Origin of the sequence: Cryobacterium sp. TMT3-29-2 (genome assembly GCF_004564305.1) — a bacterium.
GTDB lineage: Bacteria > Actinomycetota > Actinomycetes > Actinomycetales > Microbacteriaceae > Cryobacterium > Cryobacterium sinapicolor.
Window position 1 is genome coordinate 1 of record NZ_SOGK01000109.1, and the last position, 12,973, is coordinate 12,973.

The following is a 12,973-nucleotide window of genomic DNA, read 5'->3' on the forward strand; positions in this document are numbered from 1 at the left end:
TCCAGGCCTCTGGTCCCTGGTTTCGACAGGCTCAACCACCGGGGTGGGAACCTTCGGAGGCGGTGCACCGGGTCTCGACAGGCTCAACCACCGGGACGGGAACCTTCGGACGTCGTCTCGCTTGGTTTCGACAGGCTCAACCACCGGGACGAATCGGCAGTGCGCCGGCAGTGCTGCGTCGGTGGTTCTAGCGCAGTTCCGCGCGACCGGAGATGACGCCGCTGACCGTGGCCACCAGGGCGAAGACCACCGCGACCAGCGGCAGGCCGAGGTCCCACCAGGCCAACGCGGCGGCACCGAAGACACTGATCTCGATGATGGCCTTGCCGAACGGGTCGAGGCGGAAGACCGCCTTGGGCGAGCGGAACAGCGCCCAGATCAGAATGGCGAAGGCCGGGGCCAGGATGCCCACAAGCACGCCCGGCCACGGTAGCGGCCACGCTGCGAAGCCCCAGATGCCCAAGCTGATGAACGCGAACAGTTCGAGCAGGAATCGCAGAATGTCGTTGGGGCTGGTCTTCGCGCTCGTATCGGTCACTCGCCCCATCCTACCGAGCCTACGGAGCCTGCCAGAGGCTACCGGAAGATGATGGTCCGGGCGCCGTCGAGCAGCACGCGGTGCTCGGCGAACCAGGTGACCGCCTGCGTCAGGGTGCGGCTCTCCTCGTCCTGTCCGATGGCGACGAGCTCGGCCGGGCTGCGCGAGTGGTCCACCCGCACGACGTTCTGCTCGATGATCGGACCCTCGTCGAGGTCGCCCGTGACGAAGTGGGCCGTGGCCCCGATCAGCTTCACGCCGCGGGCGTGCGCCTGCTTGTACGGGTTGGCGCCCTTGAACCCGGGCAGGAAGGAATGGTGGATATTGATGGCGCGGCCTTCCAGCAGCGTGCAGAGTGCGGGGGAGAGGATCTGCATGTACCGGGCGAGCACCACCAGCTCGATGTCGTGCTCGGTGATGGCGTCGACGACGCGGGCCTCGAAGGCGGCCTTGCTGGCGGCATCCGTCACCGGGCGCGACTCGAACGGCACCCCGTAGAAGCCGACCAGGTCGCGCAGCGTGCCGTGGTTGCTCAGCACCAGAGGCACCTCGATCGGCAACTGGCCGCCGCGCTGGCGGAAGAGCATGTCGTTGACGCAGTTGCCGGCGGTCGACGCCAGGATCAGGGTGCGCTTGGGCCGCCCGACGACATCGATGACGGAGTCCATGGCGTACCGGCGCGCGACCGGGGCGAGCTCGTCCGCCAACTCCACCTGGGTCGCCGGCGACTCCACCTGCAGCCGCATGAAGAACCGGCCGGTGTCGGCGCTGGTGAACTGCTGGCTCTCGGTGATGTTGCCGCGCGCCCGCACGATCGCGCCGCTGACCGCGTGCACGATACCCGGCTGGTCGACGCAGACGAGGGTGATCACCCAGTGGTGGCGCGGGTTCGGAGCAAGGAGAGAAGTCATCGGACTAGATTACCGGCCCCCTGCCGCCTGCTCCGCCCGTCGGCTAGGCTGGGCAACGGTCGGCGCAACACGCCGGCCCCGGGCGCGCACGTCGGCGCGCAGTCGATCCGGACCGGCCCCGCGGCATGCCCGCGCTGCCACTGTTCCCGTCTGTGAGCCACAGAGCAATGTCATTCACCGCACCCATCAACCTGCCCGCGCGGGACGCGCCGGATGCGCCGGAAAGCCCTTTGGCCGCCGCCCGACCCTTCCCGTGGGTGGGTCTGCTCGCTCTGGCCGCCGCAGTCTTCCTCTCCGTCACGTCCGAGATGCTGCCCACGGGCCTGCTGCCCGACATGAGCCGGACGCTCGGCGTGACCGAGGGGCAAGTCGGCCTGCTCGTATCCTGGTTCGCGTTCACCGTGGTGCTCACGAGCACCTCGCTCGCCCACCTCACCCGTCGCCTCCCGCGGCACGGCCTGATCGTGTTCGTTCTCGTGGTGCTCGCGATCAGCAATGTGCTCACCGCCATCGCGCCCAACTACGCCTTCATGGTGGGCGGGCGCATCATCGGCGGCATGGCCCACGGTCTGTTCTGGGCCGTCGTCGGCGCCTACACGGCGCATCTCGTTCCGCGGGAGCAGATCGGCCGCGCTGTGGCCATCACCGTCTCTGGCGGAACGCTCGCCTTCGTGTTCGGGGTCCCCATCGCCACGGCAGCCGGGCATCTGCTCGGCTGGCGACTGTCGTTCCTGGCCCTCGCCGCGCTCATGATGGTCGGCGCGATCGTCGTCTGGCGCTTCCTGCCGCCGGTGTCGCACTACGGCGCCCGCGCGACGGATGCCGCGGCAGCCACCCCGGGGAGGGCCGACGGCGCCGCCGTGGTCCCGCCGCGCCGCGACCCGACCATGCGCGCCGTGATCCTGCTCTCCACGATCACCGGCCTGACCATGGTCGGGCACTACACGTTCTACACCTACATCGCACCGTTCCTGATCGACGAGATGGGTGTGGACTCCGCCGCGGTCGCCCCACTCCTGTTCGCCTACGGCATCGCCGGCGCGGTCGGCCTGGTGCTCTCCGGAACGGTCTTCGGTCCCCGGCCGCAGCTCGGACTGGTGATCGGCATCGCAGTGTCGGCGCTGAGCGTGACCGTGCTGGCCCTCTTCGCGGCGACACTGCCGGTGGCCGTGACCGCCTTCGTGCTCTGGGGTCTGGCCTTCGGCATGCTGCCGCCGCTGCTGCAGACGCGGCTGCTGCGCACCGCCTCACTCCGCATCCGTGACACCGCCAGCGCCATCTACACGACCGCGTTCAACGCCGGGATCGGCGGCGGCGCCCTCCTCGGCGCCGCGCTGCTCAGCTCGGCGGGAATGCAGGCCGTGCCACTGGCCTACGTCGGGATCCTGATGCTCGCCTTCGTGCTCGTGATCGTCAGCGACGTGGTCGTGCGCCGCCGGGCGGCCTGACTCAGCGCTTCCGACGCGGCCGACACGACGGAAAAAAGGGGTGCGGACGCATCCGCACCCCTCAATCTCGTCGGTTCAACGACCGCCGGTGTACGGGACTGCTGCGAGGATCTCGATCTCGATGCGGGCGTTCGTCGGCGTCGTGTACGCGACGGTGTCGCCGACGTATGATCCGAGGATGGCCTGGCCGATCGGCGAGGAGGGGGAGTACACCTCGACTTCCACCTCAGGGTCGAGGGAGACGAGTTCACGCTCGCCGAGCAGGAACACGGTCGCCCGGGTGTCACCGGAGAGCATCGCTGTGATCCGCATCCCGGGCTCGACCAGGCCGTCGTCCGGTTTGATCGAGGCCTCGGCCTGGCTGAGGGTCTTGCGCAGCTCCCGGATCCGCTCCTTCGTGGCCGCGTCCGGGCTGGGCTGACTGGCCAGCACGGCGAGTTCCTCGATCAGGAGAGCGAGCGAGCTGGGTGGCATCCACACCGATTCGGTGGTCATAGTGTTCTCCGTTAATCGCGAGACAATCTGCCGCGCAGTGATCAATCGGCCATGTTAGCCGCCCGGGCTCCCCGCACGGGGAAACGGCGATCGGTGGCGTGGCGGCTACTCCGTGCGGTCGGTGTCCGTGTGGTCGGACTCGCGCAGCTGGTCCGACAGTGGGCGGCTGGGCAGGATCGGCACCAGGCCGGTGAACCCCTCGCGGGCGGCGGCGATCTCGAGGATGCGGCCGCGGCAGGCGTACCAGCCCACGATCAGCAGCGGGATGATGATCACGAGCGAGCTGATCGTGAGCGTGCCCACCGGCCAGTCGAATGCCATCAGCACGAGCACGGCGACCAGGAAGGCCAGGCTGGCGTAGCCCGTGTACGGAGCCCCGAACATCCGGAACGCGGGACGCTGCAGGATGCCGAGCTTCGACCAGGCGTGCAGGCGCAGCTGGCAGAGCACGATCATGCCCCAGGCGCTGATGATGCCGATGGCGGCCATGTTCAGCACGATCTCGAAGGCCTTGTCGGGCACGACGGCGTTCAGGCCGACGCCGAGCAGGGTTACCACGCCGGTGAGCAGGATGCCGCCGAACGGCACACCCGTGCGGCTCACCTTGCCGGCGAAGCGCGGCGCCGACCCTGCCAGCGCCATCGACCGCAGGATGCGCCCGGTCGAGTAGAGCCCCGCGTTGAGCGAGGACAGGGCCGCCGTGAGCACGACCAGGTTCATGATCACGTCGACGCCGCCGACGCCGATGGTTCCGAAGAACGTCACGAACGGGCTCTCGCCGGCCTTGTACGCGGTGTACGGCAGCAGCAGCGAGAGTAGAAGGATCGAGCCGACGTAGAAGACGGCGATGCGGATGATGACGGTGTTGATCGCCTTCGGCATCACCTTCTCCGGGTTCTCGGTCTCCCCGGCGGTCGTGCCGACCAGTTCGATCGAGGCGTAGGCGAAGACGACGCCCTGCACCACGAGAACGGATGCGATCAGGCCGTTCGGCAGCCAGCCCCCGTTGTCCCCGATCAGGCTGAATCCCGCTTCCTGCCCGGGGATCGGAGTGCCGAAGATGACCATCCAGGTGCCGACCAGCAGGAAGGCCACGATGGCGAGGACCTTGATCAGGGCGAACCAGAATTCGAGTTCGCCGAACACGCTCACTGACAGCAGGTTCAGGGAAAGGACGACGGCAAGGGCAGCGAAGGCGTACAGCCACTGCGGCACGTCGCCGAATGGGGCCCAGTACTTGGCGAAGAATTTCATGTAGATCGCCACGGCCGTGACGTCGACGATCGCGGTCATCACCCAGTTCAGCCAGTAGAGCCAGCCCGTGACGAACGCCGTTTTCTCGCCGAAGAACTCGCGGGCGTAGGAGACGAACGAGCCCGACGACGGGCGGTGCAGCACGAGCTCCCCGAGGGCGCGCAGGATCAGGAACGCGAAGAAACCGCAGATCGCATAGACGAAGACCAGGGAGGGCCCGGCCGTGGCCAGGCGTCCGCCGGCCCCGAGGAACAGGCCGGTGCCGATGGCCCCGCCGATGGCGATCATCTGCACCTGGCGGGCCTTGAGTCCCTTGTGCAGCCCCTCGTCCTCGTGAACGCTCAGGGCATCCGAGATGTGCTCGAACGGCGTCTCCACGCCACGACCGTGGTACTCGGAGTGGTCAAGTTTCTGGGGGAGTTGAGGCCCCCGGTTTGCACGCGTCATGGGGCTCTTCCGATTATCGGGTTTTGGCCAACCCTAGCGGCCCCCGGACGGGGCCGACGTCCACGGCCTCCGGTAGACTCGCCCTGACACTCTGACTTCGAGAAAGCCGGGAGGCCTCATGGCGACAATCCTCCTGGCTTTCGCCGCCCTTTCCGCGCTCACGCCGCTGCTGACCCGGTGGCTCTCCATCCGCGTCTTCTACGTCGTCGCACTGCTCCCCGCGGCCGCCTTCGGCTTCACGCTCACCCAGACCCGGGCCGTGTCGGCAGGTGAAGCGATCACCGAAAGCATCCCGTGGATCCCCGCGCTGGGCATCTCGCTCTCGTTTCGCGTCGACACCCTTGCCTGGTTGCTCGCCCTGGTCGTGACGGGGGTCGGCGCCCTCGTGCTGGTCTATTGCGTCCGCTACTTCAGCGCCGACGAACCCGCGCTGGGCCGGTTCGCGGCCAGCCTGCTGGCGTTCGCCGGGGCAATGTACGGCCTGGTGACATCCGACGACATCGTTGTCATGTTCATCTTCTGGGAGATCACGAGCGTGCTCTCCTACATTCTGATCGGGCACTACACCTTCAAGCGGGCGAGCCGCGGCGCCGCCCTGCAGGCGTTGCTGGTGACCACCTTCGGCGGCTTGATCATGCTGGTCGGGGTCGTCATCCTCACCGTGGAGGCCGGCACCACGTCGCTGGCCGTGATCGTCGCCGACCCTGTCACCGGCCCGGCCACCACCTGGGCGGTGCTGCTCATCCTGGTCGGCGCGCTGTCGAAGTCCGCGCTCGTGCCCTTCCACTTCTGGCTCCCGGCCGCGATGGCGGCGCCGACCCCGGTCAGCGCCTACCTGCACGCGGCGGCGATGGTCAAGGCCGGCCTCTACCTGGTCGCCCGTCTCGCACCGGGCTATGCCGACACTCCGGGCTGGATGCCGGTGCTCGTCACCCTCGGCGTCGGCACCATGCTGGTCGGTGCGTGGCGTTCGCTGCGCCAGTACGACCTCAAGCTGGTGCTGGCCTACGGCACGGTCAGCCAGCTCGGGTTCCTGATGGTCGTCGTCGGCTTCGGCACCCGGGACGCGGCGCTCGCCGGGGTCGCGCTGCTCCTCGCGCACGCCCTCTACAAGTCGGCGCTGTTCCTGACCGTGGGCATCATCGACCACCGCGCCGGCACCCGCGACTGGCGGCAGCTCTCCGGCGTGGGGCGCAACGCGCCCGTGCTGGCCGCGATCGCCCTGGTGTCGGTCGCCTCCATGGCGGGCATCCCGCCGCTGCTCGGCTTCGTCGCGAAGGAAGCCGTGTTCACGGCGTTCCTGGAAGCCGCTCTGGCCGGTGACGGATGGGGCTGGGTCGCTCTGATCGGCACCGTGCTCGGCTCGGTGCTGACGGTCGCCTACAGCGCCCGCTTCCTCTGGGGTGCCTTCGGAACCCGGGTGACCCTCGCGGACACCGCGCTGCACCCCGCCCGCTGGGACTTCCAGCTGGCGCCGGGGCTGCTGGCCGTGGCCACCGTCCTGCTCGGCCCACTCGTCTTCCTGCTCGACCCCGTGCTCGCCTCCTATGCCGACACCGTGCCCGGCGTCGGCGACTACCACCTCGCGCTCTGGCACGGCTTCGAACCGGCGCTCGCCGTGAGCGCCGCGGTGGTCGTTCTCGGCCTCGCACTGTTCTGGAAGCGGCGAGGGGTGGCCCGGTTGCAGGGCATCGTGCCGGCCTACGTCGACGCCGGGCAGGGCTACGGCTACACCGTGCGCAGCATCGACCGGGCCGCGGCGCGCATCACCCATTTCGCCCAGATCGGCGGACTGCCGCAGTACCTGTCCACCATCCTCATCGTCTTCGTGCTGGCGCTCGGGTTCGCGGCCTTCGTGAACCGCAGCTGGCCGGACCAGGTCGTGCTCTGGGACTACCCCGGCCAGGTGGCGATCGCCCTCACCATGGGCATCGCCGCGGTGATGGCCGCGCGCGTCGGCGAGCGGATCACCGCCGTGCTGCTGGCCGGAGTCACCGGCTACGGCCTGGTCGCTCTGTTCGCGTTCCACGGCGCCCCCGATCTGGCCCTGACCCAGGCGCTCGTGGAAACCATCACCATCGTCGTCTTCGTGCTGGTGCTGCGTCGGCTGCCCCAGAAGATCGCCCAGCGCAACCGGCCCGTTCACCCGCGGCGGCGCGCGGTGATCGGCGTGCTGGTGGGCGCCGTGATGGGCACCATCGGTGTGATCGCGCTCGGCGCCCGGCAGGCCCCGAGCATCGCCGCGGAGCTGCCGCGACTCGCGGTCGAGGAGGGGCACGGACGCAACATCGTGAATGTGATGCTCGTGGACATCCGTGCCTGGGACACGATGGGCGAGATCTCCGTGTTGATCGTGGTGGCCACCGGCGTCGCCAGCCTGCTGTTCGTCTCGGGCCGCAACACGGTCGTGCCGCGGCTGCGCGAATCGCGGAAGCTCCGATCTCTGCCGCACCGGCGCACGGTGGTCGCCGACCCGGCCGCGCCCTCCGAGGGGCATGCCGTCACCCGCCAGTCCTGGCTCCTGGCCGGTCGCACGGTCGCCGAGAAGGACCGTTCGATCATGGTCGAGGTGCTGGTTCGCCTGCTCTTCCACCCGGCCATGATCGTCTCGGTCTACCTGCTCATCGCCGGGCACAACGCGCCCGGCGGCGGTTTCGCCGGCGGACTGATCGCCGGCCTGGCCCTCGTCTCCCGCTACCTCGCGGGAGGCCGCTACGAACTGGGCGAGGCGGTGCCCGTCCACCCCGGCAAGATCCTCGGGCTCGGCATCGTGCTGGCCGTCGGGATGGCCGTAATCTCCCTCTTCTTCAGCGGCATCCCGTTGGAATCCGCCTACTTCGAAACCACGGTGCCCGTGCTCGGTCCCCTGTCCTTCGGCACCTCGACGATCTTCGACGTCGGCGTGTACCTGGTCGTGGTCGGTCTGGTGCTGGACATCCTGCGCAGCCTCGGTAGCGAGGTCGACCGCCAGCAGGAAGCCGGCGAGACCGAGCCCCGCTCGCAGTCGCAGCAGGGTGCGGAGGCCTCGGCATGAGCGCCTCCCTCACCCTCGTGATCGTGATGGCGGTCATGTACGCCGCCGGGGTCTACGTGATGCTGGAGCGCAGCCTCACCCGGGTGCTGATCGGATTCCTGCTGGTGGGCAACGCGACGAACCTGTTGATCTTCATCATGAGCGGCCGCCCGGGCAACTCGCCCATCGTCACCGGAACGGCCGCCGACGCCGCGATGGCCGACCCGGTGCCGCAGGTGCTCATGCTCACCGCCATCGTGATCAACTTCGGTATCACGGCGCTGATCCTCGCGCTCATCTACCGGTCCTGGTGGCTGGCGCGTCTGGGTGACGAAGGCGACACGCTCACGGATGAGCACGCGGCCGAGACCTTCGCAAGCACTGAGGAGTCCTTCCGCTCGGTGACCGAAGATGAGGCGGCCAGCCAGGAAGACCTCGACGCCAGCGAGCGCGGGACCGAGCACGAGCACCAGCACGGGCACACGGGCGAGCGCGGCGACCCGGCCAACGCGCCGGGCGAGGGGATGAACCGATGAACCTTCCGGCGAACATTCTCGTGCCCCTCGTCGTCACGATCCCGCTTCTGGGCAGCGCGCTGACCCTGGCCTTCGGCCGGCGCCGACCCCAGCAGATCGCGGTGAGTGTCTTCGCCCTGACGATGGTGGCCGTCATCGGCGCCGTGCTCCTGATCCAGGTCGATCAGGGCGGCACGGCCGTCGTTCATGTGGGCGGCTGGGACGCCCCGTGGGGCATCGTGCTCGTCGTCGACCGTCTGTCCGCGATCATGCTCCTGGTCTCGGCGCTGATGCTGCTCGGCGTGCTCCTGTTCGCCGTGGGGCAGGGCATCGTCGACGGCGACCGGGAAACCCCCGTCTCGATCTTCCACCCCACTTACCTTGTGCTGGCGGCCGGGTTGTTCAACGCGTTCATCGCCGGGGACCTGTTCAACCTCTACGTCGGGTTCGAGATGCTGCTCTCGGCGAGTTACGTGCTGCTGACGCTCGGCGGCACGGGTGCGCGCATCCGGGTCGGTGTCACCTACATCGTGGTGAGCCTGGTCTCCTCCATTCTGTTCCTCAGTGCGATCGCCCTGATCTATGGCGCCACGGGCACCGTGACCATGGCGCTGATCGCCGACCGGGTGGCGGACCTCCCGCCCGACGTGCAGCTGATCCTCAACTTGCTGCTCCTGCTCGCCTTCTGCGTGAAGGCCGCGGTCTTCCCGCTGTCGTTCTGGTTGCCCGACTCGTATCCCACCGCTCCGGCCCCGGTCACGGCGGTGTTCGCGGGTCTGCTCACGAAGGTCGGCATCTACGCGATCATCCGCACGCAGACCCTGCTCTTCCCCGACAGCGTGCTGTCGGTGCCGTTGATGGTGGTGGCCTTCCTGACCATGATCGTGGGCATCCTCGGGGCGCTCGCGCAGGCGGACATCAAGAGACTGCTGTCGTTCACTCTGGTGAGCCACATCGGCTACATGATCTTCGGCATCGCGATGGGCACGCCCCTGGCGATCGCGGCCACCATCTTCTACGTCGTGCACCACATCACGGTTCAGACGACCCTCTTCCTCTGCGCGGGGCTGATCGAGCGGGTGGGCGGCACCACCTCGCTGGCACGGTTGGGCGGGCTGCTGAAAGCGGCGCCGTTCGTGGCCTTCCTGTTCTTCGTGGGGGCGCTCAACCTCGGCGGCATCCCGCCGTTCTCCGGTTTCCTCGGCAAGATCGCCCTCTTCCAGGCCGGCGCGGACATCGCCGAACCGGTGACGTACATCCTGATGGGCGCCGGAGCCGCCACCTCGCTGCTCACGCTCTACGCCCTGGCCCGGGTTTGGAACATCGCGTTCTGGCGCGGGGCAGGCGAGGTCGAGGACTACGAGTCGCCGATGCTCGATGCGCTCCTCGAGGATCCCGACGACGAGGGCGCGGTCACGACCCGCACCATCTCGCCGCTGATGACCGCTGCGACGACTGCCCTGCTGCTGCTGACCGTCTCGCTCACCGTGTTCGCCGGGCCGGTTTTCGCACTCACCACCCGCGCGGCCGCCGACATCGAGACCCCCGCCACCTACATCGACGCCGTCTTCCCGAACGGCACGCCATGAGCACCCCGAAGCAGCGCCTCGCCACGTTCGCGAATCAGGTGCCTCTCTTCCTCGGGCTCGTGCTGCTGTGGATACTGCTCTGGGGCTCCTTCTCCTGGCTCAACCTGCTCACCGGAATGTTGCTGGCCGCCATCGTCTCCGTGGGCTTCTACCTGCCCGCGGTGGAACTGGGTCTGCGCCTGAACCTCTGGTACACGCTCACCTTTCTGGTCCGGCTCGGCTTCGACATCGTACGTGGTTCGCTGCAGGTGGCCGTCCTCGCGCTCTCCCCGCGCTACACGCCCAGCAACGCCATCGTCGCCGTGCACCTGCGCACCCGCAGCGATTTCATCCTGACGCTGACCGGGGTGTCGACGTCGATCGTCCCGGGCGCGATCGTGGTCGATGTGGACCGGGTGCGGTCGACCCTGTACCTGCACGTGCTCAACGTGCATCGGCCGGACCAGGTGGAACGGTTCCGGAACGGCGTCCTGGACGAGGAACGCCGGATCGTGATGGCCCTCGGGTCCCGGGAAGACGTGGAACGCCTCCGCCGGGTCCGCGGCGAGGACAGGAGCGAGCAAGACCAACGCGCACGCGACCAGCATGCGCACGAGAAACGAAAGCGGGGAGGAACCGCCTGATGCACATCGTCGCCGTTATTGCCGGGGTGCTGTTCGGGGCCGGCGCCCTGTGCGCCCTCTATCGAATCGTGCGCGGCCCGACCGTGCTGGACCGGGTCATCGCCTCGGATGTCCTGGTCGCGACCGTGATCTGCGCGATGGGCGCTGAGATGGCGTTCAACCGGCACACGGACATGCTGCCGGTGCTGCTCGTTCTCGCCCTCTTCGCGGTGCTCGGGTCGCTCAGCGTCGCACGCTTCCTTCCCGTGGAGGACAGCGAATGAGCGACGAACTGCAAGACGTGATCTCGGCGGTTCTGGTGCTCGCCGGGGCCGTGATGTGCCTCGCGGCCGGGATCGGCGTCATCCGTTTCCCCGACGTGTTGTCGCGGCTGCACGCCGCTACCAAGCCGCAGATCTTCGGGCTGATGGCAATCACGGCCGATGTGGCCCTGAACAACTTCACCGTGGGCACCGTCACCCTCGTCATTGCGATCGTCGTGTTCCAGGCGTTGACAGCCCCGGTGGCCGCGCACATGGTGGGCCGGGCCGCCTATGACACGCACCATGTGCGCGTCGACGTGCTCATAATCGATGAGCTGGGCACCCGGCCCGACTGATAAGATCGAGCCTGTCGCGACTGGCGTAGCACGAAAGATGGGTCACCATCGGGGAGCGACTGACACGGTTAGTGACCGCACGCCTGGGCCACGACGATTGATCATCACGTCGTAATCACAAAGTCTGAGGAGACCCCCGTGCCCGATTCCGTGCCATCCACCGTTTTGCGGTCCACGTTCAACGATCCTCTGGAGGTCGTCGACCCCGAGATCGCCGCCGTCCTCGAGCAGGAGCTCGGACGCCAGCGCGACTACCTCGAAATGATCGCCAGCGAGAACTTCGTGCCGCGTGCAGTGCTGCAGTCGCAGGGCTCGGTGCTGACCAACAAGTACGCCGAGGGCTACCCGGGACGCCGTTACTACGGCGGCTGCGAGTACGTGGACGTCGCCGAGCAGCTCGCCATCGACCGGGCCAAGTCCCTCTTCGGCGCCGCCTACGCCAATGTGCAGCCCCACTCCGGCGCCACCGCGAACGCCGCCGTGCTGTCGGCCATCGCGACGCCCGGCGACACCATCCTCGGGCTGGAACTGGCCCACGGCGGCCACCTCACCCACGGAATGAAGCTCAACTTCTCCGGCAAGCTCTACAACCCCGTCGCCTACGGCGTCGACCCGACAACGTTCCTCGTCGACATGGACGTCGTGCGTGAGAAGGCGCTCGAGTCCCGCCCCCGGGTCATCATCGCCGGCTGGTCCGCCTACCCCCGCCACCTCGACTTCGAGGCGTTCCGCAGTATCGCCGACGAGGTCGGCGCCATGCTCTGGGTCGACATGGCCCACTTCTCCGGACTCGTCGCCGCGGGCCTGCACCCGTCCCCGGTTCCCTACGCGGATGTCGTGTCCACCACGGTGCACAAGACCCTCGCCGGTCCCCGGTCCGGTCTGATCCTCTCGCGCGACATGGCGCTGGCGAAGAAGCTCAACTCGAACGTGTTCCCCGGCCAGCAGGGCGGCCCGCTGATGCACGTGATCGCAGCCAAGGCGACCGCGTTCAAGCTCGCGGCCGAGCCCGAGTTCAAGGAACGTCAGGAGCGCACCCTGCGCGGTGCGAGCATCCTCGCCGACCGTCTGATGGCGGATGACTCGCGCGCCGGCGGTGTCGACGTGCTCACCGGCGGCACCGACGTGCACCTCGTGCTCGCCGACCTCCGCAACTCGCCGATCAACGGCCAGCAGGCCGAGGACGCCCTGCACGCGGTCGGCATCACGGTCAACCGCAACTCGGTGCCGTTCGACCCGCGGCCGCCGATGGTCACCAGCGGATTGCGCATCGGAACCCCCGCCCTCGCCACCCGCGGCTTCGGCGACGAGGAGTTCACGGTCGTCGCCGACGTCATCGCCGAGGCGCTCAAGCCCGACGCCGACGTCGAGGGCCTCCGCGCCCGCGTCAAGGTGCTCACCGAGGCTTTCCCGCTGTACCCCGGCCTGCAGCAGTAGCGCCCGCCGCGCCGGGGCTCAGCGCCCTGCGTGTAAACGAATTCGACGGAGATTGTGCCTTGAAAGCCCGCTGGCGGCATCCGTCACCGGCGTGTCGCCCAAAAT

General features: G+C 68.4%; 12 protein-coding genes and 1 riboswitch. Of the genes, 8 read left to right on the forward strand and 4 right to left on the reverse strand.

The annotated features are described in order from the left end of the window. Positions 1–187: 187 nt before the first annotated feature. Positions 188–538, reverse strand: coding sequence for a YrdB family protein (locus E3O67_RS12305; RefSeq protein WP_241979156.1), 351 nt, complete (start codon positions 536–538; stop codon positions 188–190). Positions 539–576: 38 nt separating this feature from the next. Continuing rightward, complete coding sequence (locus tag E3O67_RS12310; protein ID WP_135102823.1) at positions 577–1,449, reverse strand: formyltetrahydrofolate deformylase; 873 nt, start codon at positions 1,447–1,449, stop codon at positions 577–579. Between the two features lie 167 nt (positions 1,450–1,616). Between E3O67_RS12310 and E3O67_RS12315 the strand changes: the two genes are divergently transcribed. Further along, entirely contained in the window at positions 1,617–2,897 is a 1,281-nt protein-coding gene (locus E3O67_RS12315; RefSeq protein ID WP_134428218.1) for an MFS transporter, read from the forward strand. 75 nt (positions 2,898–2,972) lie between these two features. On the opposite strand, the gene E3O67_RS12320 is transcribed toward E3O67_RS12315, so the two are convergent. Beyond that, positions 2,973–3,392 (reverse strand): GreA/GreB family elongation factor, encoded by a 420-nt coding sequence (locus E3O67_RS12320; RefSeq protein ID WP_134428220.1) that lies wholly within the window; start codon positions 3,390–3,392, stop codon positions 2,973–2,975. A gap of 105 nt (positions 3,393–3,497) precedes the next feature. Beyond that, positions 3,498–5,093: an amino acid permease gene (locus E3O67_RS12325; RefSeq protein ID WP_134428221.1), complete on the reverse strand. Its 1,596-nt coding sequence runs from the start codon at positions 5,091–5,093 to the stop codon at positions 3,498–3,500. Positions 5,094–5,211: 118 nt separating this feature from the next. On the opposite strand from E3O67_RS12325, the gene E3O67_RS12330 reads away from it, so the two are divergent. From E3O67_RS12330 to glyA, 7 genes are all read left to right on the forward strand, one after another. Next, positions 5,212–8,127, forward strand: coding sequence for a Na+/H+ antiporter subunit A (locus E3O67_RS12330; protein ID WP_135102824.1), 2,916 nt, complete (start codon positions 5,212–5,214; stop codon positions 8,125–8,127). After that, complete coding sequence (locus E3O67_RS17220) at positions 8,124–8,642, forward strand: sodium:proton antiporter (RefSeq protein WP_198418981.1); 519 nt, start codon at positions 8,124–8,126, stop codon at positions 8,640–8,642. The genes E3O67_RS12330 and E3O67_RS17220 overlap by 4 nt, the downstream gene beginning before the upstream one ends. Continuing rightward, positions 8,639–10,210, forward strand: coding sequence for a Na+/H+ antiporter subunit D (locus tag E3O67_RS12340; RefSeq protein ID WP_134428225.1), 1,572 nt, complete (start codon positions 8,639–8,641; stop codon positions 10,208–10,210). The genes E3O67_RS17220 and E3O67_RS12340 overlap by 4 nt, the downstream gene beginning before the upstream one ends. Beyond that, entirely contained in the window at positions 10,207–10,833 is a 627-nt protein-coding gene (locus E3O67_RS12345) for a Na+/H+ antiporter subunit E (protein ID WP_135102825.1), read from the forward strand. The genes E3O67_RS12340 and E3O67_RS12345 overlap by 4 nt, the downstream gene beginning before the upstream one ends. Continuing rightward, positions 10,833–11,096, forward strand: a complete 264-nt coding sequence (locus E3O67_RS12350; RefSeq protein ID WP_135102826.1) for a monovalent cation/H+ antiporter complex subunit F — start codon at positions 10,833–10,835, stop codon at positions 11,094–11,096. Before E3O67_RS12345 ends, E3O67_RS12350 begins: the two co-directional genes overlap by 1 nt. Further along, positions 11,093–11,431, forward strand: a complete 339-nt coding sequence (gene mnhG / locus E3O67_RS12355) for a monovalent cation/H(+) antiporter subunit G (RefSeq protein ID WP_134398020.1) — start codon at positions 11,093–11,095, stop codon at positions 11,429–11,431. The genes E3O67_RS12350 and mnhG overlap by 4 nt, the downstream gene beginning before the upstream one ends. Before the next feature lie 6 nt (positions 11,432–11,437). Next, positions 11,438–11,527: riboswitch (ZMP/ZTP riboswitch) on the forward strand. A 42-nt stretch (positions 11,528–11,569) separates the two neighbouring features. Then, positions 11,570–12,868 (forward strand): serine hydroxymethyltransferase, encoded by a 1,299-nt coding sequence (gene glyA, locus E3O67_RS12360; RefSeq protein ID WP_134428231.1) that lies wholly within the window; start codon positions 11,570–11,572, stop codon positions 12,866–12,868. Positions 12,869–12,973 lie beyond the last annotated feature (105 nt).